A 21,250-nucleotide genomic window follows, 5' to 3' on the forward strand; every position below is an offset into this window, starting at 1 on the left:
AATAAGCTTTCCCTATTGTACTGCTTTAAAAATGATCTGGTATAACAGGTATAAAGGTACATAGTTAATCCAGTCAAACATCATTACGAGGTATATATGGTTAGCCATTTACGTGGCGTGATGCCCGCGCTTCTGACCCCATTCGACGCACAGCAGAACATCGATCGGGCGAGCCTGCGTCGGTTAGTGCGTTTCAATATTGAGCAGGGCGTTGATGGGGTTTACGTCGGCGGATCGACCGGGGAGGCCTTCGTTCAGAGCCTGTCCGAGCGCGAAGAAGTCCTTGAAATCGTAGCGGAAGAGGCGAAAGGGAAAATTACCTTAATTGCGCATGTTGGTTGCGTCAGTACGGCGGAAAGCCAGCAGCTGGCGGTGGCGGCTAAGCGCTATGGTTTTGATGCGGTTTCCGCGGTAACGCCGTTCTACTACCCGTTCAGCTTTGAAGAGCACTGCGATCATTATCGCGCAATTATTGATTCTGCTGATGGGATACCGATGGTGGTCTACAACATTCCGGCGCTGAGTGGGGTAAAACTGACCTTAGAGCAGATTAACCAACTGGTGACATTACCGGGGGTGGGCGCGTTAAAACAAACGTCTGGCGATCTCTATCAAATGGAGCAAATCCGTCGCGCGCATCCGGAACTGGTGCTCTACAACGGCTATGACGAAATTTTCGCTTCCGGCTTGCTGGCGGGCGCTGACGGCGGGATCGGTAGTACCTATAACATTATGGCCTGGCGCTATCTGGGGATCGTGCAGGCGCTGAAAGAGGGCGACACCGCGAAGGCGCAGCAGCTGCAGCATGAGTGTAATAAGGTCATCGATCTGTTAGTCAAAGTGGGCGTATTCCGTGGACTGAAAACGGTGCTGCACTATATGGATGTGCTCTCCGTACCACTCTGCCGTAAACCGTTTGCGCCGGTAGAGGATAAATTCCAGGCCGAATTGAAAGCGCTGGCGCAGCAGTTAATGCAGGAGCGCGGCTGATTTCTCGCCGGAGACGCTCATAAACTGCGCTTTCGATAAGAGATTTAATCAGACATCTGAAGCGGGCGTCATCCGGCAACAACGATATTCAATTCATACCAAAGCGAGTGGGCGCAGCCCATCGCGGGAGACTCACCATGAGTACAACAACCCAGAATATCCCGTGGTATCGTCATCTTAACCGGGCGCAGTGGCGGGCATTTTCCGCCGCCTGGTTAGGGTATTTGCTTGATGGTTTTGATTTTGTCTTAATCGCCCTGGTGCTCACTGAGGTTCAGGGGGAATTTGGTTTGACGACGGTACAGGCGGCAAGCCTGATTTCCGCCGCTTTTATCTCTCGCTGGTTTGGCGGCTTGATGCTCGGGGCAATGGGGGATCGCTACGGTCGCCGCCTGGCGATGGTGACCAGCATTGTTCTTTTTTCGTTGGGTACGCTGGCCTGCGGTTTTGCCCCTGGCTACACCTCTCTCTTTATTGCCCGGCTGGTTATTGGGATGGGCATGGCGGGAGAATATGGCTCCAGCGCCACCTATGTTATTGAAAGCTGGCCGAAACACTTGCGGAACAAGGCGAGTGGATTTCTGATCTCTGGCTTCTCGGTTGGCGCCGTCGTCGCCGCGCAGGTTTATAGTCTGGTGGTGCCCGTTTGGGGCTGGCGTGCGCTCTTTTTCATCGGCATTGTCCCCATCGTTTTTGCCCTCTGGCTGCGTAAAAACATTCCGGAAGCGGAAGACTGGAAAGAGAAGCACGAAGGTAAAGCGCCGGTACGTACGATGGTCGATATTCTCTATCGCGGCCAGCATCGGGTGCTAAACATCATCATGACCTTTGTGGCAGGCGCGTCGTTATGGTACTGCTTTGCCGGCGAGGCGCGTATTGCCGGGTTGGTTGCGCTGCTGGGCCTGGTATGCGCCATTATCTTCATCAGTTTCATGGTGCAAAGTAGCGGTAAACGCTGGCCGACCGGCGTGATGCTGATGGTGGTGGTGCTCTTCGCTTTCCTCTACTCCTGGCCGATTCAGGCGCTGCTGCCTACTTATCTGAAAACTGAACTGGCCTATGATCCACATACTGTTGCTAACGTATTGTTCTTTAGCGGTTTTGGTGCAGCCGTCGGCTGCTGCGTCGGCGGTTTCCTCGGCGACTGGCTGGGGACCCGTAAAGCTTACGTTTGCAGTTTACTGGCTTCGCAACTGCTGATCGTTCCGGTATTTGCGATAGGCGGCACCAATGTCTGGGTGCTCGGTTTGTTACTGTTCTTCCAGCAAATGCTGGGTCAAGGAATTTCAGGGATCTTACCGAAGCTGATCGGCGGTTATTTCGAAACCGATCAGCGTGCTGCGGGTCTGGGATTTACTTACAACGTCGGTGCTTTGGGCGGCGCGTTAGCGCCGATTCTTGGGGCGTTAATTGCTCAACGCCTGGATTTAGGCACCGCGCTGGGTTCGCTCTCCTTTAGCCTGACGTTCGTGGTGATCTTACTCATCGGGCTTGATATGCCAACTCGCGTCCAGCGGTGGATCCGCCCGGAAGCCATGCGTACCCATGATGCGATCGATGGCAAACCGTTCAGCGGCGCAGTGCCGTTTGGTCGCGGTAAAAGCACATTAGCGAAAAGTAAAAATTAACCATGGCGCCTGGCCAATCACGAATGTTTGCCTAAGGATATGATGATGTCTCTACTTGAACAGCTTAATCAAAACATTGCGCAATCTGGTGGTTTGATAGTTTCCTGCCAGCCTGTACCAAATAGCCCGCTGGATAAGCCTGAAATTGTCGCTGCGATGGCCCTGGCGGCGGAGCAGGCAGGGGCGGTCGCGCTGCGTATTGAAGGTATTGATAATTTACGCGCCACCCGCGCCGTCGTTTCTATTCCTATCATCGGGATTATGAAACGCGATCTCGACGATTCGCCAGTCCGGATCACCCCGTTCCTTGAAGATGTTGATGCGCTGGCGCAAGGCGGGGCGGATATTATCGCCGTGGATGGTACCAATCGCCTGCGTCCGGTTACCGTTGCGGCACTGCTGGCGCGAATTCATCAGCATGCTTTGCTGGCGATGGCCGACTGTTCAACTTTTGAAGATGGGATGGCTTGCCAGCAGCAGGGGGCCGACATTATCGGGACGACGCTTTCTGGCTACACGACGGTGAAAACGCCGGAAGAACCCGATTTCGCTCTGGTGAAAACACTCAGTGAGGCCGGATGCCGGGTGATTGCCGAGGGGCGCTACAACACCCCGGCGCAGGCGGCAACTGCGATGCGCCAGGGGGCATGGGCCGTGACCGTTGGCTCTGCCATCACTCGTCTTGAGCATATCTGCCAGTGGTATAACTCGGCGTTAAAAAAGGCGGTGTCATGACTACGCTTGCTATTGATATCGGCGGAACCAAACTCGCCGCCGCGCTGGTGGATGATGACCTGAACCTCCTTAAACGCCGTGAGTTGCCGACACCCGCCAGCAAAATGCCGGAAGCGCTATGTTCGACGCTGCAAGAGCTGATCGTGCCGTTGTTTGCTCGCGCCCAGCGAGTGGCAATTGCCTCTACCGGAATAATTAGCGGCGGCGTGCTGTCGGCCATCAATCCCCATAATCTGGGCGGTTTGCAGCATTTTCCGCTGACGCAGACGCTGGAAAAAATCACCGGCCTACCCACACTGGCGGTTAACGATGCGCAAGCTGCGGCATGGGCGGAATACCATGCTCTGGGGGATGAATGTCGCGACATGGTTTTCATCACGGTATCCACAGGTGTAGGGGGCGGTGTAGTGAGTAATGGTCGGCTAATCACCGGGAATGGCGGTCTCGCCGGCCATCTGGGCCATACGTTAGCGGACCCGAATGGACCGCTATGCGGTTGTGGTCGGCGCGGCTGCGTAGAGGCTGTTGCTTCCGGACGTGGAATGGCGGCCGCCGCTCAGGGAGAACTCAGCGGATGTGATGCGAAAACGATTTTCATCCGTGCCGGGCAGGATGATGAGCAGGCTATTGGGCTTATTCACCGTTCGGCACAGACCTTAGCGAGATTGATCGCTGATGTAAAAGCGACAACGGATTGCCAGCGCGTGGTGGTCGGTGGCAGCATCGGCCTGGCGGAAGGTTATCTGGAGATGGTGAGAGCTTACCTTGCGCAGGAACCGTCGGTATATCACGTAATGTTACAACCCGCGCATTACCGACATGACGCGGGATTGCTGGGAGCGGTGTTACTGGCTCGGGAGAATAACTCATGATAGCAGGTGATATTGGAACGCTGACCGCCTCCGGGATACATCCCGTTTTAGCCGAAGCGTTGATGCTGGCGGTAGCCGCTTGTCCACAGGAGAAATCTCCTGGACGTTTCAATCTACGCGGTGACGATATTTTTATGAACGTCATGGTATTTACTACCCAGCCAGCGGAAAGTAAAAAATCGGAACAGCATGCGCAATATATCGATATTCAACTGTTGCTAAGCGGTGAAGAACGTATTCTGTGGGGAATGGTAAATTGTGCACAGCAGTGCGAAGCGATACACGTTGAAGAGGATTATCAGTTGTGTAATGCGATTGAAAATCAGCAGGCCATTACGCTACGGCCTGGTAATTTCGTGATATTTATGCCTGGTGAGCCGCATAAACCTGGATGTATTACGACATTGCCGCAGGAGATTAAAAAGGTAGTCGTTAAGGTTAATGTTAGCCTTTTGCAAAACGAATACTGATGCTGAGATTATTCCTGGTTTTGTTTGTGTAATGTGTTCTTCATTTAAATCTGCAAAATTTAAACTAGCTTATTAGGGGGCTCCTTTTCTTAAAACATGCAATATAGGGACTGTTATGGCTATTGATATGTATCTGAAGGTTGATGGGGTAACCGGTGAATCTAACGACTCAAATCATAAAAATTGGATAGATGTTTTGTCATTTAGCTGGGCAGCTGAGCAGCCTGGGAATATGAGCGTTGGCGGCGGTGGCGGAGCGGGTAAAGTTAATTTTCAGGACCTTTCGGTACAAGCATTGATAGATAAAGCAACGCCGGCAGTTCTCAAGTTTTGCGCTAGCGGTAAACATGTCGCTAAAGTCGAACTATCAATTTGCAAAGCCGGCGGCTCGCAAATTGAGTATTCGCGTGTTGTTCTTGAAGATGTTCTGGTGACGAAAACCAGTTTTAGCGGTGTGGGTCATACCGACACTATTATGGTGAATTACCTGTTTCAGGCATCTAAAGTTAATCTGCATTATTGGGAGCAGTCTTCTCAAGGGACCAAAGGCGCAGAAACTAAATCGGGTTGGGATATCAAACAGAATAAAGAAATTTAATCGACGCTGGAGCGCCTGCAATGCCAGATATTACCTCCGAGATAAATGCGGTTCTCTCCGATCATTCCCGGTTTGACGCAGAGCAGCTGGATATTATTATTTCATTCGTCAATGAACTGGATAAAGGAACTTTGAGTCAGTTTGAGAACGCTCCGGATCGCACGATTATGGATACCTATGAGCGCTTGCTTTCTGCCAGTAAAGAGCCTGCCAGAAGACAACGCGACGAAGAATACGAACTGGAATCTCTGACGGGGGCCAGTCGTCGTACTACCACCATGAGCAATCATGCCGCGTTTTTTGATCGCTTCAGAACAACGCCCGCGCATATGTATGGTTACGGCGGCAACGTCTACCGGGATCAGACAAAAAGCTATTACGATGTGGCTGGTAAAATACTGGCAGGCATTGGCGGTCTCGCTTCTTTTGGCGCAGGTACCGCCGCCATCGCCGCCTCGCAGGCGGGTTCGTCGCTTTCGGGTATAGCGGCGCGTTATGCGTTATCTTCTGTCGGCGCGACCGGCCTGGCCGCTGGCGCGATGGCGTTGCTCCGTAATAATTTTTCCGATGTTCAGGTAGCGACGAATAAAGATTTCCTCGAAACCATCAAGTCTATCGCCAAGCTAAGAAACAAACTGAATGATTTCTTCCAGGGCCTCAACAACAAGGTCTATTCGGATAAGACAAAAGCAGAAACGGCGCTCAACAATGAAATGAAGTCACATCCGTTACGTTTTGGCGTCGGTTCAGGAAGTCAGGTAGTACATGCCAACCTGGCCCCGATTCAACGTTTGGTCACTCAGGACTTTGTTACCGTAAACCACGAGATCAGAGCCAAAATTCTGCCGAAGGGTACAAATTCAGCCTGGAGTGTTGCGGTTTCGAGCTCAGAAATGGGTTGGGATGAACGGGTATTGGACCAGGCTAACATGGGCATTCTGCAGCAGGTCGTTCATCAGCTTTAACGCGGTTGTGTTGGCGGCGAATAATCGAACGTAGTTCGATGTAGAGTCCGGCCCGCAGAAAAGCAAAAACCCGCCTTTTGGGCGGGTTCTTTAAATAGTGGTGCCCGGACTCGGAATCGAACCAAGGACACGGGGATTTTCAATCCCCTGCTCTACCGACTGAGCTATCCGGGCAACGGGGCGCATTAAACCTGATTCACCGCGCCTCGTCAACGAAATTTATAAATTTCGCAGCAGACTGCACAATCTATCACCACTTTGCCGTAAAAGCACGCGTCGTCAGGCAAAAAAGGCCGTCCACGCGACCGAAATCGGCATTGCCAGCAGCAGGGCGGGGAGCATATTGACCACCGCGAACATCTTAATCCCGCAGATACGCAGGCCGGTCGCCACCAGCAGCATACCGCCGACGGCGCTGAAGTCGGCCATCATCATCGGCGTGGTCAGCGGCATGATAAGCGAGGCGCAAGCCGCCAGACTCAGCTGAATCAGCAGCATCGGCACACAGATTGCCGACACCGCCAGCCCCAGCGTGCAGGCGAAAATCGTGGCGGTGAAAAAGTCGAGAAACGCTTTGGCGATAAGGATGCTGGCGTCGCCGGTCATTCCTTCGCGCATGGCGCCAAAAACGCCGGTACCGCTGGCGCAAAACAGCACGATGATCGCCACGTAGCTCTGAATATAAGACTCGTGGGCCGAGGCCTTTTTCCTGCCCTTTGGCGACAATAGCTGCTGGAGTTTGCTTACCAGGGTATTGATGCCTTTCTCCATATTACACACTTCGCCGAGTAGCGCGCCGACCAGCGTCGCCAGCACCATCACCGGCAGGTTGGCGCACTTGATGACCAGTAAAATACCAATCCCCAGTGATGCCAGCCCAAAAATCGAGGTCATCGAGGTGCGGATCCGTTCCGGCAATCGTTGGCTCAGCAGCGCGCCCAGTACGCCGCCGACAAGCACCGCGCTGGCGTTAATAAATGGCCCTATAACCAAAGTAAACTCCTGTTAAGTATTCCTGATGTCCGCATTATTATGACGTTGTTTCGCCGCTAAGGCTTGCGGATACGTGGGGAGAATGCATATGGATTTCATCTTGCGCCACTTTCGGAAAGGTGCCATGATTGCGCGGATTTTCACCTCTTTACCCTGAGGCCGCCGGGATGACGACATCGCCATTACATCGCCGTTGCCGCTGCGTACTGCTGCGCGGTATGCCTCGTTCCTTACTCTCCCTGTTCACCATGCGGTGAAGGCCACGTATGCTCACTGTAGGACAACAGTAAGATCGGACGCGTCTGCTTTTACTGATGTCCGGCGGTCGGAGCTGAATTCCGTCAGACCCGGACACCTCGTTGGGCAAGGCTCCACCTTTGCCTGAGATTTTTACACTCCCGATACGGGCATTTGCGCTTATGAAATCTATGCACATTGCCGCCAGCTGTGAGCTGGTCTCCCGTCTGTCCACCCATCGTCAGGTTGTGGCGCTGGACAGCACTGATTTTACCGATGCGGCAGCGGTCGTCATCACCGCGGCGGATAGCCGCAGCGGTATCCTGGCCCTGCTCAAGCGCAGCGGATTCAATCTGCCGGTCTATCTATTTAGCGAAACGCAAACGGATAAACCGGAAGGAGTCGTCGCGGTGATTAGCGGCAAAGAGCAGGAGTGGCTGGAGCTGGAAGCGGCTGCCTGCGGCTATGAAGAGAAACTGCTGCCGCCATTTTTCAATACGCTTAGCCAGTACGTTGAGATGGACAACAGCACTTTCGCCTGTCCCGGCCATCAGCATGGCGCGTTCTTTAAAAAGCATCCCGCGGGCCGCCAGTTCTACGAGTTTTTCGGCGAGAACGTTTTTCGCGCTGACATGTGCAACGCCGACGTCAAGCTCGGCGATCTGCTGATCCATGAAGGTTCGGCGAAGCACGCGCAGAAATTTGCGGCAAAAGTCTTCAATGCCGATAAAACCTACTTCGTGCTTAACGGCACTTCCGCGGCGAACAAGGTCGTGACCAATGCGCTGCTGACCCGCGGCGATCTGGTACTGTTCGATCGCAACAACCATAAATCAAACCACCATGGCGCGCTGATCCAGGCCGGGGCGACGCCGGTCTATCTGGAAGCCGCGCGCAACCCGTTCGGCTTTATCGGCGGCATCGACGACCACTGCTTTGATGAAACCTACCTGCGCGAGCTGATCCGCGAAGCGGCGCCGGAAAAAGCCGACGCGGCGCGCCCGTTCCGCCTGGCGGTGATCCAACTGGGCACCTATGACGGCACGGTGTATAACGCGCGCCAGGTGGTCGATAAAATCGGCCATCTCTGCGATTACATCCTGTTTGACTCGGCGTGGGTCGGTTACGAGCAGTTTATCCCGATGATGGCTGACTGCTCGCCGCTGCTGTTGGATCTCAATGAAAACGATCCGGGCATTTTTGTGACGCAATCGGTGCATAAGCAACAGGCCGGTTTTTCGCAGACTTCGCAAATTCACAAGAAGGATAACCATCTGCGCGGCCAGGCGCGTTTCTGCCCGCATAAGCGGCTGAATAACGCCTTTATGTTGCATGCTTCCACCAGTCCGTTTTATCCGCTGTTCGCCTCGCTGGATGTGAATGCCAAAATCCATGAAGGAGAGAGCGGTCGGCGGCTGTGGGCGGAGTGCGTGGAGCTGGGTATCGAAGCGCGTAAAGCGATACTAGCGCAGTGTAAATTATTGCGGCCATTTGTGCCGCCGCTGGTCGGCGGGAAACCGTGGCAGGAGCATTCGACGGCGACTATCGCCAGCGAACGTCGCTTCTTTAGCTTCGAGCCGGGCGCGAGCTGGCACGGCTTTAGCGGTTATGCTGACAATCAATACTTTGTCGATCCGTGTAAGCTGCTGCTGACCACGCCGGGCATCGATGCCGATAGCGGCGACTATACCGAGTTTGGCATCCCGGCGACCATCCTGGCGCACTACCTGCGCGAAAACGGCATCGTGCCGGAGAAGTGCGATCTCAACTCGATTTTGTTCCTGCTGACGCCGGCGGAAAGCGCGGAAAAACTGGCGCGACTGGTGGCGATGCTGGCCCAGTTCGAACAGCATATCGAAGCGGATTCGCCGCTCGCCGAGGTACTGCCGACTATTTACAACAAATACCCGGTTCGCTACCGCGATTACACCATTCGCCAGCTGTGTCAGGAAATGCACGATCTGTACGTCAGTTTTGATGTTAAAGACCTGCAAAAGGCGATGTTCCGCAAGCAGAGTTTCCCGCCGGTGGTGATGAACCCGCAGGACGCCAACCGTGAATTTATCCGCGGTAACGTTGAGTTGGTGCGCCTGAGCGAGGCCGAAGGCCGCATCGCGGCGGAAGGGGCGCTACCGTATCCGCCGGGCGTGCTGTGCGTGGTGCCGGGCGAACTCTGGGGCGGCGCGGTACTACGCTACTTCCTCGCGCTGGAAGAGGGGGTCAATATGCTGCCGGGCTTTTCGCCGGAGCTGCAGGGGGTTTATAGCGAAACGGATACCGATGGTATTAAGCGGTTGTATGGGTATGTGTTGAAAGCGTAAACCGGGACCAGGCATTGTGCGCGTATTTTGCCGGATGGCGGCTGGCGCCTTATCCGGCCTACGGTCCGTGCGGCCTGCCTTTAATTTAATCATCGTGCTGGCTGAAACTGCCGGTAGCAATGGCCTCAAAACCCCGGTGGCGCTGCCGCTTACCGGGGCTACAGCGCTGTGCGGTTTGGTAGCCCGGAGAAGGCGCAACGCGCCGCCTCCGGGAAAACCCCTGTGCGACAAAACCGTTGCAAACCGATAACAGTATCTACAAATTCTGTAGGCCCGGTAAGGCGTCAGCCGTCACCGGGCAATGACGATCAGGCGTTCTGGCGCGCGGCGGCAGGCTGTCTGACGTGTTGATACTTGAACAGCGCCACGAAAGCGACGGCCAGCACCAGCGAGTAGGCGGCGAAAATCAGCCACACGCTTTGCCAGTTAGTGATCCCCTCAATGGTAAAGTGCTCGACAACTTTGCCGCTCACCATCCCACCAAGGATGCAGCCGAAGCCGTTGGTCATCATCAGGAACATACCCTGGGCGCTGGCGCGGATTTCCGGACGCACCTCTTTCTCAACGAACACTGAACCGGAGATGTTGAAGAAGTCGAAGGCGCAGCCGTAGACGATCATCGACAGCACCAGCAGGACGGTACCGAACGGCGTCGGGTCGCCGAAGGCGAACAGGCCGAAGCGCAGCATCCACGCCACGATACTAATCAGCATCACGTTCTTAATGCCGTAGCGGCTAAGGAAGAACGGGATAGTCAGAATAAACAACGTTTCGGAGATCTGCGAAATCGACATCAATACCGATGCGTGCTCGACGATAAAGCTACCGGAGAACAGCGGGTCTTTATCGAAGCTGTGCAGGAAGGTGTTGCCAAACATATTGGTGATCTGCAGTTCGGCGCCGAGCATCATGGAGAAGATAAAGAAGATTGCCATACGCTTGTTTTTAAACAGCGCAAAGGCGTTCAGGCCGAGCATCTCGGTCCAGCTCTGGTTGCGCTGGGCGTTGGCGACCGGAATATGCGGCAGCGTCAGGGTGAACAGCGCCAGCAAGACCGACAGCGTCGCGCCGATATAAAGCTGCATATGGCTAAGCTCGAAGCCCGAGAAGCTAACGCCCCACATGGCGAGGATAAAGCCGATGGTGCCCCAGATACGAATTGGCGGGAAATCGGTCACGATATCCAGCCCCGCCGACTGCAGGCGGTAGTAGGAGATGGTGTTGATCAAGCCAAGCGTCGGCATATAGGCCAACGAGTTAAGCAAGATCACGAGGAACATCTCGCCTGGCGTAGTGACCTGCGCCGCGAGGTACAGCGTTAACGCGCCGACCAGGTGGCAGATGGCATACACCCATTTGGCGCTGATCCATTTATCGGCGACGATCCCGAGCAGCGTAGGCATCAGAACGGCGGCGATACCGAGCGAGCTATACACCGCGCCGATGGCCGCGCCGTCAAACTTCAGGGTGACGAACATGTACGAGCCGAGCGTGGTTAGCCAACTCCCCCAAAGGCAGAACTGCAGGAACGACAGTATTTTTAACTGCAGCTTAAGATTCATGTATTTATCCTCACGAATGTGGGCTGGTTATGTTTTTTAAATAACATAACCACCGTTATTTTGATGCGATTCTATCATTCAGCGATTGCAAGCTTCTGTTAACTGCCGCAGAAAATCGAAAGATATTACCAAGTATGTCATAAAAAAAGAGAGGCCCGGTGCGATGCCCGGGCCTGTGGGGGAGAAGCGTTACTTACGGCGATAGCTTTTTTGCGCGGTGTTAACTTTATACAGATAACGGCGTGATTCGGCAGATGGATGGCGGGTGGTGAGCGTCTGGTAGACGTCGCCTGGCGCCATACTGTTAATGATGTTCGCCGCCTGGACTTTATCGCTGGAGAAGACGCGCAGTACGCTGCCGGCGCCGCCGTTATAGGCGGTGATCACCGCGTAGCGACGCGAGGTGGGGTTATCGATGCCGGCGAGATAAACGTTGTTCAGCATCGCCAGATAGGCGGTGCCGGTATCGATGTTATTCGCCGGGTCAAACAGATAGCTGCGGCTCGGCAGGCCGGATTTGCCCTGCGAGCGGAAGACGTCTTTCCCCGCGCTATGCTGTACGACCTGCATCAGCCCCATGGCATCCGCGTGGCTCACCGCATAGGGGTTAAACGATGATTCTGTTTGCATAATCGCAAGGATCAGCGACTCATCAACGCCATATTTACGCGAGGCCTGGCGCACCATGCCGAGATATTTATGCGCACGTTTATCGAGGTGGTTAGGCACCAGGTTGATGGTGATGCTATAGACCACGCGCAGGCCATTGCTGCGGCTCTTCAGGCGGGTTTGCAGCAGATAATCGGCATAGCGCGCGGCGCGCCACTCCCAGCGGATGGATTCGCCGGTGTTATCGACGACCTGGCCGTAGAGGAACGGTTCTTTGGAAATCTGAATATCATCGACATCGGAATAGAGGTCGATAGAGTTGGGGTCATCGCCCATCAACAGAGTTTTGATAATCGCCTGGCGTAACCGTCCTTGCGGATCGGTTCCGGCGATGGTCTCGACGGTAATCGTACCGGCATCAAAGTTGATGTGGCTGCGGGTTTGATATTGATCGGTATATTTTACGTAGTCCTTCGGCCCGGCGAGCAGAACTTCGTTATACCCCCAAATGTTCTCGATGTTATGGGCAAACTGGCCCATCAGGATATCGAATCCGTTAGTGTCCTTGACCCAGGCCTCGTTATATTCGGCGCCTTTTTTATTGGAACTGGAACAGGACACGAGCAATGGCGCAATCAGCGCGAGCGCTAAGTATTTTTTCATCATTCCGGGAGTGCGTGTTGTGTTTGTTTGGTAAAGGCCGTGAGGCCCTTACTGTTTTTCCGGCGGCGTGTAGCCTTCGATGTGAACGTCTTTCCCTTCAAACAGGAACTGCACCATCTCCTGTTCCAGCAGCTTGCGGTGCTCCGGGTTCATCATGCTGAGTTTTTTCTCGTTGATCAGCATGGTCTGCTTATGCTGCCACTGCGCCCAGGCCTCTTTGGAAATTTCGTTGTAAATGCGCTTACCGAGCTCGCCCGGATAGAGCTGGAAATCCTGGCCGTCCGCTTCACGCTGCAGGAAAGTACAAAAAATCGTTCTGCTCATAATCAATCCTCTTTTATAGCCGAAAAAACTAGACCGGCGTTCCGGCTTTCAACTGTTGCAACAAGCGCTCCACGGGGGCCGCCAGTCCGACCGATGGCGGCTGCGCTAAGTTATACCAGAGTGCGTTACCTTCATCCATGCATGCGCCAGATGAGTGCACTGTAAGCCACATCGGCACAATATCCAGGTGGAAATGGCTGAAAGTGTGGCGGAAGGCGGTTAATTGCGTCAGATTATCGGCCTTTATCTGACGTTGCGCCAGCCACTCACGCAGCCCGGCTTCATCCTCAAATTGCGGAAAACAGAACAACCCGCCCCATAAACCCACCGGCGGACGTTGGGAAAGAAATACCTCGTCGCCGTGCTGCATCAGCAGGAAGTAGCCGGTGCGCTCCGGGATGGTCTGCTTCGGTTTTTTCCCCGGATATTCCGCCCATGAATGGTTAGCGTAGGCCACGCAGCCGTTACTCAGCGGGCACAGTTCGCACTTCGGCTTCGAGCGGGTACAAACCATGGCGCCGAGATCCATCATCGCCTGGTTGAAGCGCTCTACGCCCTGCGCCGGCGTCACCTCTTCGCTTATTTCCCACAGCCGTTTTTCCACCTCTTTTTTCCCCGGCCAGCCGCTCACAGCATAGCAGCGGGCGAGTACCCGCTTCACGTTGCCGTCGAGAATCGGATAATGCTGACCGAGCGAAAGGGATAAAATCGCCCCCGCCGTCGAGCGCCCGACGCCGGGAAGCGCGGCCACCTCTTCAAAGGTTTGCGGGAACTCGCCGCCGTGTTGCGTGGCGACCTGCTGCGCGGCTTTATGTAAATTGCGCGCCCGCGCGTAGTAGCCAAGGCCGGTCCACAGATGCAGCACTTCATCCAGCGGCGCGTTGGCTAAATCAACAACCGTTGGGAAACGCGCCATAAAGCGTTCAAAATAGGGAATAACCGTGGTGACCTGGGTTTGTTGCAACATCACTTCGGAGAGCCATACTTTGTAGGGCGTCTTGGCGATTTGCCAGGGCAGGGTTTTACGGCCGTATTTGTCGTACCAGTCCAGGACCTGGGCTGAAAATTGCGCGGCGAGAAAAGTCAAAGCTACGGCTCCGGAATCGCGATTACAGGGTGGCAGATTGCAGCACAAGGGCGAGTGGCTGTAAACCCTTGCATCCGCCGGGTAACTTTGGATAATGCCCGTTTTCCGAACACATTCACAAGCAGACTTAACTTTTATGAAAAACGACGTCATTTCTCCGGAATTCGATGAAAACGGTCGCCCGCTGCGCCGTATTCGTAGCTTCGTCCGTCGCCAGGGCCGCCTGACGAAAGGGCAGCAGCATGCGCTGGATAACATTTGGCCGGTGATGGGCGTTGAATTCAACGATGCGCCGCTCGATTTCGCCGCTCTGTTTGGCCGCGAAGCGCCGGTCACCTTAGAAATTGGTTTCGGTATGGGCGCCTCGCTGGTGGCGATGGCGAAAGCTAAACCGGAGCAAAACTTCCTCGGTATTGAAGTGCACTCGCCGGGCGTCGGCGCGTGCCTGGCTTCCGCGGAAGAAGAAGGCGTACAAAACCTGCGCGTAATGTGTCACGATGCGGTCGAAGTGCTGCACACTATGATCCCGGATAACTCGCTGAATATGGTGCAGCTGTTTTTCCCTGACCCGTGGCATAAAGCGCGTCATAATAAACGTCGTATCGTGCAGCCGCCTTTCGCCGAGCTGGTAAAAAGCAAACTGAAGCTGGGCGGTGTCTTCCATATGGCGACCGACTGGGAAGCCTATGCTGAGCATATGCTGGAAGTGATGTCTTCGCTGGAAGGCTATCGTAACCGGTCGGAAAGTAACGATTACGTACCGCGCCCGGAATCGCGCCCGGTAACCAAATTTGAACAACGTGGCCATCGTCTTGGCCACGGCGTATGGGACTTAATGTTCGAGAGGGTGAAATAATGGCCAAGAATCGTAGCCGTCGTCTGCGTAAAAAAATGCATATCGACGAGTTTCAGGAGTTAGGTTTCTCCGTAGCCTGGCGTTTCCCGGAAGGGACCAGCGAAGAGCAGATCGACCAGACGGTCAACGATCTGATCGAAGAGGTCATTGAGCCGAATAAACTGGCCTTTGACGGCAGCGGCTATCTCTCGTGGGAAGGGCTCATCTGCATGCAGGAAATCGGTAAATGTACCGAAGAGCATCAGGCCATCGTTCGTAAGTGGCTGGAAGATCGTAAATTAGCGGATGTGCGCACCAGCGAACTTTTTGACGTCTGGTGGGACTAAGTTTGACAAGGGTCGGCAATTGCCGGCCCGATTTGTCTTAAGGGAGTAAAATGATGCGTAAAACGCTGCTGGCGGTGGCGCTTTCCGTCACCGCTTTGTCTGCCCACGCGGACTACCAGTGTAGCGTCACGCCGCGTGACGATGTGATCCTCAGCCCGCAGCAGGTGCAGGTGAAGGGTGAAAACGGCGATCTGGTGATTAAGCCGGACGGTAATCTGACCTTTAACGGTAAAGCCTATGCCCTTAGCGCCGCCCAGCGCGAACAGGCGCAAGATTATCAGGCCGGTCTGCGCAGCAGTCTGCCGTGGATTGATGATGGCGCGCGTTCGCGGGTCGAAAAGGGCCGCAAGGCGCTGGATAAAATCATCACCGAACAGGTCGGCGCCAGCAGCAGTATGCATAGCCGCCTGACCAAGCTGGACGCGCAGCTGAAAGAACAGATGAACCGCATTATCGAACGTCGCAGCGATGGCCTGACTTTCCACTATAAAGCCATCGACCAGGTTCGCGCCGATGGCCAACAACTGGTGAATCAGGCGATGGGCGGCATTCTGCAGGACAGCATTAACGAGATGGGCGCCAAAGCGGTGCTTAAAGGCGGCGGCAATCCGCTGCAGGGCATTCTCGGCAGTCTTGGCGGCCTGCAAACCGCAATCCAGGATGAGTGGAAAAACCAGGAAGCGGATTTCCAGCAGTTCGGCAAAGATGTTTGCAGCCGGGTGGTCTCGCTGGAAGAGAGCCGCAAAGCGCTGGTTGGTTCGTTAAAGTAAGCAAGATTTCGCGGCCCGCATTTCTTTGGGCCGCGCACTTATCCACTCAGGCGCGGCCGTGCGACACGCGTGAACGGCGAGCCAGAGAATCAATGATTACCGCAATCGCCAGTACCGCGCCGGTAATGATATAGCGCAGCGAAGACGGCAGGTTCAACAGCGTCAGCCCATTTGAAATCGACTGAATCACGATGATCCCCAATAGCGCGGACCAGGCGCTGCCGCGTCCGCCGAACAGGCTGGTGCCGCCGATCACCGCCGCGGCGATGGCGTTGAGGTTGACGTCGCCGGTGCCGGCCTGCTGGCTGGCGGAAGCCAGTCGCGACGCCGCGAGAATGCCGCCGAAGGTCGCAAGCGTGGTACACAGAACAAAAGCGCTCACATAAATCGCCCGCACGTTAATTCCCGAACGGCGCGCCGCTTCACGGTTGCCGCCGACCGCGAACATCGAGCGACCCCATTTTGTCCGTTTCAGCGCGTAGTTGAGGATCATCACGCAGGCGACAAAGAGACCGAAAATCCACGGAATACCGCGCCCCTGATTGAGGTAAAGCACCGCGGCCTCGAAGATAATCGTCAGCGCGATCGCGCGCGCCAGTAGCGAGCTGACTCCCTCGGCGGAAAGATTGGCCGCCAGCCGCCGCGAGCGTTTTTTCAGACCAAAGACAATAATCGCCAGTCCTGGCAGCAATGCCATCAGGTGTGAGAACCAGCCGGGCATCACCAGCAGTTGGCCAAAGCGCACCAGCGGCGAAGTATAGGGCAGGTTGATGCTGCCGCTCGGCCCGAGGATATACAGCTGCATGCCCAGCAGCGCCAGCAGGCCGGCGAGAGTGGCGACGAAACTTGGCATTCCGACGCGGGTATACAGTAGCGCGTAGACCAGCCCGACGGCCACGCCGCAGGCCAGCGCCACGGCGATGGCTCCCGCCAGCGGCCATCCTGCGTTCACCCACAGCACGCCGACGATAGCCGATGCCAGGCCGCTCATGGAGCCGACCGACAGGTCTATCTCACCAAGCATCAGCACGCAGACGATGCCGAGCGAGATAAACCCGACCGTCGCGCAGTCAAACAGCAGGTTCACCAGGTTATTCGGCGCGATATAGACCGGGTTGAGAAAGGTGAAAACCAGGGAAATCACAATCAGCCCGGCTATCACCGGCGCGGTGCCGAGATCGCCGGTTTTGATGCGGGTTATCTGCGCGCGCAGGGCGCCAAACAGCCCCTCGTCGTGACGAACGCGCTCATCGCTGCGATCCAGCGCGGTGTGGGATGCGGTCTTACTGTTCATAAAATTACATCGCTCCGGAAGTTGTTGGCTGTGATTTACGTTCAACCCGGCGTGAAACGGCGTTTTCCGTCGCGCCGGTGATCGCGGCGACCAGATCCTGATTGGAAGCATCGGGCGTGAAGATCCCTTTGTTGCGCCCGAGACGTAGCACCACGATACGGTCGGCGACGGCGCGAACGTCTTCCATGTTGTGGCTGATGATGATGACGCCAAGCCCGCGCTCGCGAACGCGCTCAATCAGGTTGAGCACTTCCGCGGTCTGCGCGACGCCCAGCGCCGCGGTGGGCTCATCGAGCATAATGATTTTAGGGTTCAGCAGCAGCGAACGGGCGATGGCGACGGTCTGCCGCTGGCCGCCGGAAAGCGATGCCACCGGTTCGCGTACCGACGGAATACGTGCCGCCAGCTCCTGCAGCAGCGTCCAGGCTTTCACTTCCATCGCCACTTCATCGAGCTGGAACGGCGAAATTTCATGACCCAGAAACAGGTTTGCTACCACATCAAGGTTTTCACACAGCGCCAGATCCTGAAACACCGTGGCAATACCGTATTCCAGCGCTTTGCCGGGGCTATCGAGGGTGACAGGGTTGCCGTCAAACTCAATGGTGCCGGAGGTCGGCTGGTGGACGCCGGCGAGGATCTTCACCAGCGTGGATTTGCCCGCGCCGTTGTCGCCGACCAGCGCGACCACCTCGCCGGCGTGGACTTCTAATTCGATATCCGTCAGCGCCGACACCGCGCCAAAATGTTTAGAGACGTTGCGCAGTTGCAGTATTGGCCGCCCGGCGGCGGAGTTGTGTTGTTGTTGCGGCATACAAAACGACCTCAATAATGGCGAAATCACGCCCGCCGCGGCGGGCGCAGGGTCACAGGTTACTTGCTGATGCCTAACTTCTGGCAGGCGGCGGCGTATTCGCCGCTACACACCTGATCCCAGGTCTGGATTTTTTTATCGAAGATTTCCGCTTTGATGTTTTTGGCGGTCACCACTTCCGGGGTAAATAGCTGGGAAGGGGTGTTGTACAGGGTGGTGCTGGCCTGCGGTTTTTTGCCCTGAATAAAATCAACCGCCACTTTGGCCGCCGCTGCGGCAACGATCTCCGATGGCTTGGAGATGGTGTTGTACTGGTCGCCGGCGATGATCAGCTGCAGCGCGGCGATAGTGGCGTCATTGCCGGTGACCGGCGGCAGCGGCTGGACGCCGGCAGCCTTAAAGGCGGCAATCGCCCCGCCGCCGGTACCGTCGTTCGCCGCGACCACGCCCTTAATTTTGTCGCCAAAGCGGGTAACCTGCCCGGCGGTCCACTCCTGGGCTTTCGGCGGCGCCCACTCCGGGGTGTCGAATTCGGCCAGCGTTTTGTAACCGGACTCTTTCAATCCGCGATGGATACCGTCGCGGATCAGCCCTGCGGCGGCATCGGTTGGCGAACCGTTAATTTGCAGCACGCCGGCATCCTGCGGCACGCCGCTCGCTTTCAGGTGGTCGGTGAGGGATTTCGCGATGGCGTAGCCAATGCCCTCGTTATCAAACGAAACATAAAAATCGGCCGGTTTGTTTGGCACCGGGCGGTCATAGGCGATGACCTTGACCCCCTGCGCCTGGGCGTTTTCGACCAGCGCGGCGGCGGCGGAAGAGTCAACCGGATCCAGGACGATCACTTTCGCTCCCTGGGCGATTACCGAGTTGAACTGCTGCTGCTGGAGCGACGCGTTGGCGTTGGCATTCTGATAGATGACCTTACATTCCGCGCAAAGCTTGCTCATTTCCGCCTTAAAACCGGGGAAGTCGTGCTGCTCATAGCGGGTAGAGGCCTGATCGGGCATTAAAAAGGCCACGGTGGCGGACTCTGCAGACCAGGCTGAAGCCGTGACGGTGCCGGATAGTGCGGCGAGTGTGATAAATATATTACGGTAATTCATTGTGTTACCCTCTTTTTTATAGGCTTAAGCCCGCCGGGTTGCGCCGACGTTACAGAGACTTTTTTTAATCAGAGTTACCAATAATTCACATGTAGGATACGTCGGTTTTACATTTGCTCAACCGATGAAGCAGGATTACCACTGCGCAAAAAATGAGTCAAGAAAAGGAAAAAAGTCGATCGGATTTTGTGATTCGCTGCAAATAAGTGAACAAAAAAACGCCAGTCTATTTGACCGTGGCGGGAGAGGATGTAAGGGGAAAGATACGGGCGACGACGTGCCGCCCGCAGGGATTACTCTTCGCTGAGGAACAGCTCCAGCAGCGAATTTAAAAACAGCTTACCGTGCTCGGTAATCTGCCAGTTTTGCGCATCTTCCAGCAGATAGCCTTCGGCGATGGCGGCATCGATTTGCGGACGGATAACCTGCTCATCAAGTCCGGTATACAAGCTGAACTCCGCGCGCGGCGCGGCCTCCAGCAGGCGGAAGCGGTTCATAAAGAACTCGAACGGTTTATCCGCCGCCTCCACGTCGTGCTGACGCTCCAGGTAACGGCCTTCCATGTAGCCGCGCGGGTGACGGGTTTTTGCCGTACGCAGAATGCGGCCATCAGGGAAGGTCACTTTGCCGTGTGCGCCGCAGCCGATACCGAGGTAGTCGCCAAAGCGCCAGTAGTTGAGATTGTGCTGGCACTGATAGCCTGGTTTGGCGTAAGCGGAGGTCTCGTATTGCTGATAACCTGCGGCGCTCAGCAATTGATGTCCCTGTTCGAAAATATCCCACAGCGCATCGTCATCCGGTAACACCGGCGGGCGCGAACCAAACAGCGTGTTCGGCTCAATAGTCAACTGATACCACGACAGATGCGGCGGATTCAGCGCGATCGCCTGGCGCAAATCATCCAGCGCCTCATCCAGCGACTGGTCCGGTAGGCCATGCATTAAATCGAGGTTAAAGCTACGCAGCCCGAGGCCGCTCGCCAGCCGCGCCGCGCGTTTTGCCTCTTCCGGGCCGTGAATACGTCCCAGACGCTGCAATTTGGGCTCGCTAAAGCTCTGTACGCCGATGGAGATACGGTTGACCCCGGCACGCTGATACTCAACGAAGCGATCGGCCTCCACGGTCCCCGGATTGGCTTCCATGGTGATCTCCGCATCCGCCGCCAGCGGCAGGCAGGCGCGCACGCCATCCAGCAGGGTTTGCATCGCCGAGCCGGAAAGCAGGCTCGGCGTACCGCCGCCGATAAAAATAGTCTTAATTTCACGTCCTTGTGCGTATGGCGCATCGTGGCGCAGATCGGCAAGCAGGTGCTGGACGTAGTCGTCGTGCGGCACTTCGCCCTTTAACGCATGCGAATTGAAATCGCAGTACGGGCATTTCTGCACGCACCACGGGATATGAATATAAAGACTGAGAGGCGGCAAATTAGCCATTACGTAATGCTTCCAGTAACAGTTTCAGCGCCTGCCCACGGTGGGAAATGGCGCTTTTCTCTTCACGGCTCAGTTCCGCTGCGGTTTTACCCTCGGACGGAACAAAGAAAATCGGGTCATAACCAAAGCCGCCGCTACCCGCCGCCTGGCGAGTAATCACGCCCGGCCAGCTGCCGTGGCACACCAGCGGTGTCGGGTCTTCGGCATGGCGCAGATACACCAGCACGCAGTGGAACTGGGCCTGGCGTTGCTCATCGGGCACGTCCTGCAGGGCATCCAGCAGCTTTTCCAGATTCTGCTGGTCGCTGGCGTTTTCACCCGAGTAGCGAGCGGAGTAAATGCCCGGCGCGCCGCCCAGCGCATCCACCGCCAGACCCGAGTCGTCGGCGATGGCCGGCAGGCCGGTGACCTGCGCGGCGTGACGCGCTTTGAGGATCGCGTTTTCGATAAAGGTCAGGCCGGTTTCTTCGGCGGAATCGACCCCAAGCTCGGTCTGGGCGACGACGTCGAGCCCAAAATCTTCCAGCAGCGAGGCCAGCTCGCGAACTTTACCGGCGTTGCCGGTAGCGAGTACAACTTTTTGCATATTCAATCCTG

The 21,250-nt window shown here is 55.8% G+C and carries 21 protein-coding genes and 1 tRNA gene; 11 read left to right on the plus strand and 11 right to left on the minus strand.

All coding sequences use genetic code 11. The annotated features are described in order from the left end of the window. Window positions 1-96 precede the first annotated feature (96 nt). The 7 genes from nanA (at window position 97) to ABLV07_RS03795 (ending at window position 6,258) form a co-directional block, all read left to right on the plus strand. Window positions 97-990: an N-acetylneuraminate lyase gene (gene nanA, locus ABLV07_RS03765; protein ID WP_015703468.1), complete on the plus strand. Its 894-nt coding sequence runs from the start codon at window positions 97-99 to the stop codon at window positions 988-990. Window positions 991-1,127: 137 nt separating this feature from the next. Next, window positions 1,128-2,618, plus strand: coding sequence for an MFS transporter (locus ABLV07_RS03770; protein ID WP_015703467.1), 1,491 nt, complete (start codon window positions 1,128-1,130; stop codon window positions 2,616-2,618). Window positions 2,619-2,663: 45 nt separating this feature from the next. Beyond that, window positions 2,664-3,353: an N-acetylmannosamine-6-phosphate 2-epimerase gene (locus ABLV07_RS03775; RefSeq protein ID WP_015703466.1), complete on the plus strand. Its 690-nt coding sequence runs from the start codon at window positions 2,664-2,666 to the stop codon at window positions 3,351-3,353. After that, complete coding sequence (locus ABLV07_RS03780; protein ID WP_042897792.1) at window positions 3,350-4,225, plus strand: N-acetylmannosamine kinase; 876 nt, start codon at window positions 3,350-3,352, stop codon at window positions 4,223-4,225. The genes ABLV07_RS03775 and ABLV07_RS03780 overlap by 4 nt, the downstream gene beginning before the upstream one ends. Next, window positions 4,222-4,695, plus strand: a complete 474-nt coding sequence (gene nanQ, locus ABLV07_RS03785) for an N-acetylneuraminate anomerase (protein ID WP_015703464.1) — start codon at window positions 4,222-4,224, stop codon at window positions 4,693-4,695. The genes ABLV07_RS03780 and nanQ overlap by 4 nt, the downstream gene beginning before the upstream one ends. Window positions 4,696-4,810: 115 nt before the next feature. Next, window positions 4,811-5,293: a type VI secretion system tube protein Hcp gene (locus ABLV07_RS03790; RefSeq protein ID WP_015369713.1), complete on the plus strand. Its 483-nt coding sequence runs from the start codon at window positions 4,811-4,813 to the stop codon at window positions 5,291-5,293. Between the two features lie 20 nt (window positions 5,294-5,313). Next, complete coding sequence (locus ABLV07_RS03795; RefSeq protein WP_015369714.1) at window positions 5,314-6,258, plus strand: hypothetical protein; 945 nt, start codon at window positions 5,314-5,316, stop codon at window positions 6,256-6,258. A gap of 98 nt (window positions 6,259-6,356) precedes the next feature. On the opposite strand, the gene ABLV07_RS03800 is transcribed toward ABLV07_RS03795, so the two are convergent. Together ABLV07_RS03800 and ABLV07_RS03805 are read right to left on the minus strand one after the other, a co-directional pair. Further along, window positions 6,357-6,432, minus strand: a tRNA-Phe gene (locus ABLV07_RS03800). Between the two features lie 105 nt (window positions 6,433-6,537). Continuing rightward, window positions 6,538-7,251 carry a DUF554 domain-containing protein gene (locus ABLV07_RS03805; protein WP_015369715.1) on the minus strand — a complete coding sequence of 238 codons (714 nt, stop codon included), beginning with the start codon at window positions 7,249-7,251 and terminating at the stop codon, window positions 6,538-6,540. Window positions 7,252-7,670: 419 nt separating this feature from the next. Here ABLV07_RS03805 and ABLV07_RS03810 point away from each other — a divergent pair, with 419 nt between their 5' ends. Next, window positions 7,671-9,809 (plus strand): ornithine decarboxylase, encoded by a 2,139-nt coding sequence (locus ABLV07_RS03810; protein ID WP_045359353.1) that lies wholly within the window; start codon window positions 7,671-7,673, stop codon window positions 9,807-9,809. A gap of 308 nt (window positions 9,810-10,117) precedes the next feature. Here the strand turns inward: ABLV07_RS03810 and ABLV07_RS03815 are convergent, their stop codons facing one another. The 4 genes from ABLV07_RS03815 to mutY form a co-directional block, all read right to left on the minus strand. Continuing rightward, entirely contained in the window at window positions 10,118-11,371 is a 1,254-nt protein-coding gene (locus tag ABLV07_RS03815) for a nucleoside permease (RefSeq protein WP_020077944.1), read from the minus strand. A gap of 189 nt (window positions 11,372-11,560) precedes the next feature. Next, window positions 11,561-12,643 carry a membrane-bound lytic murein transglycosylase MltC gene (mltC, locus tag ABLV07_RS03820; RefSeq protein ID WP_015369719.1) on the minus strand — a complete coding sequence of 361 codons (1,083 nt, stop codon included), beginning with the start codon at window positions 12,641-12,643 and terminating at the stop codon, window positions 11,561-11,563. Between the two features lie 48 nt (window positions 12,644-12,691). Beyond that, window positions 12,692-12,967: an oxidative damage protection protein gene (locus ABLV07_RS03825; protein WP_004105744.1), complete on the minus strand. Its 276-nt coding sequence runs from the start codon at window positions 12,965-12,967 to the stop codon at window positions 12,692-12,694. Between the two features lie 28 nt (window positions 12,968-12,995). Next, the gene (gene mutY, locus ABLV07_RS03830; RefSeq protein ID WP_020077946.1) at window positions 12,996-14,054 is read right to left on the minus strand and encodes an A/G-specific adenine glycosylase; all 1,059 of its coding nucleotides are present in this window, start codon (window positions 14,052-14,054) and stop codon (window positions 12,996-12,998) included. 136 nt (window positions 14,055-14,190) lie between these two features. On the opposite strand from mutY, the gene trmB reads away from it, so the two are divergent. The 3 genes from trmB to ABLV07_RS03845 are packed head-to-tail and all read left to right on the plus strand — an operon-like array spanning window position 14,191 to window position 16,006. Further along, complete coding sequence (gene trmB / locus ABLV07_RS03835; protein WP_015369721.1) at window positions 14,191-14,910, plus strand: tRNA (guanosine(46)-N7)-methyltransferase TrmB; 720 nt, start codon at window positions 14,191-14,193, stop codon at window positions 14,908-14,910. Beyond that, on the plus strand, window positions 14,910-15,236 hold the full coding sequence (locus ABLV07_RS03840; protein ID WP_015369722.1) for a YggL family protein: 327 nt from the start codon (window positions 14,910-14,912) through the stop codon (window positions 15,234-15,236). Before trmB ends, ABLV07_RS03840 begins: the two co-directional genes overlap by 1 nt. Window positions 15,237-15,286: 50 nt before the next feature. Continuing rightward, window positions 15,287-16,006 (plus strand): DUF2884 domain-containing protein, encoded by a 720-nt coding sequence (locus ABLV07_RS03845; protein WP_032709145.1) that lies wholly within the window; start codon window positions 15,287-15,289, stop codon window positions 16,004-16,006. A gap of 46 nt (window positions 16,007-16,052) precedes the next feature. Here ABLV07_RS03845 and ABLV07_RS03850 read toward each other — a convergent pair whose 3' ends face one another. The 5 genes from ABLV07_RS03850 to ABLV07_RS03870 all read right to left on the minus strand — a co-directional run bounded on the left by ABLV07_RS03850 (window position 16,053) and on the right by ABLV07_RS03870 (window position 21,239). Then, the gene (locus ABLV07_RS03850) at window positions 16,053-17,300 is read right to left on the minus strand and encodes an ABC transporter permease (protein ID WP_015369724.1); all 1,248 of its coding nucleotides are present in this window, start codon (window positions 17,298-17,300) and stop codon (window positions 16,053-16,055) included. A 4-nt stretch (window positions 17,301-17,304) separates the two neighbouring features. Further along, the gene (locus ABLV07_RS03855; RefSeq protein ID WP_004181271.1) at window positions 17,305-18,114 is read right to left on the minus strand and encodes an ATP-binding cassette domain-containing protein; all 810 of its coding nucleotides are present in this window, start codon (window positions 18,112-18,114) and stop codon (window positions 17,305-17,307) included. 59 nt (window positions 18,115-18,173) lie between these two features. Next, window positions 18,174-19,220 (minus strand): sugar ABC transporter substrate-binding protein, encoded by a 1,047-nt coding sequence (locus tag ABLV07_RS03860; RefSeq protein ID WP_015369725.1) that lies wholly within the window; start codon window positions 19,218-19,220, stop codon window positions 18,174-18,176. Between the two features lie 293 nt (window positions 19,221-19,513). Further along, window positions 19,514-20,653 (minus strand): radical SAM family heme chaperone HemW, encoded by a 1,140-nt coding sequence (hemW, locus tag ABLV07_RS03865; RefSeq protein WP_046883095.1) that lies wholly within the window; start codon window positions 20,651-20,653, stop codon window positions 19,514-19,516. Continuing rightward, window positions 20,646-21,239 carry an XTP/dITP diphosphatase gene (locus ABLV07_RS03870; RefSeq protein WP_015369727.1) on the minus strand — a complete coding sequence of 198 codons (594 nt, stop codon included), beginning with the start codon at window positions 21,237-21,239 and terminating at the stop codon, window positions 20,646-20,648. Before ABLV07_RS03870 ends, hemW begins: the two co-directional genes overlap by 8 nt. Between the last annotated feature and the right edge of the window lie 11 nt (window positions 21,240-21,250).

The sequence above is a fragment of the Klebsiella sp. CN_Kp097 genome (assembly GCF_040064495.1).
In the GTDB taxonomy this organism is placed as follows: Bacteria; Pseudomonadota; Gammaproteobacteria; order Enterobacterales; family Enterobacteriaceae; genus Klebsiella; species Klebsiella aerogenes.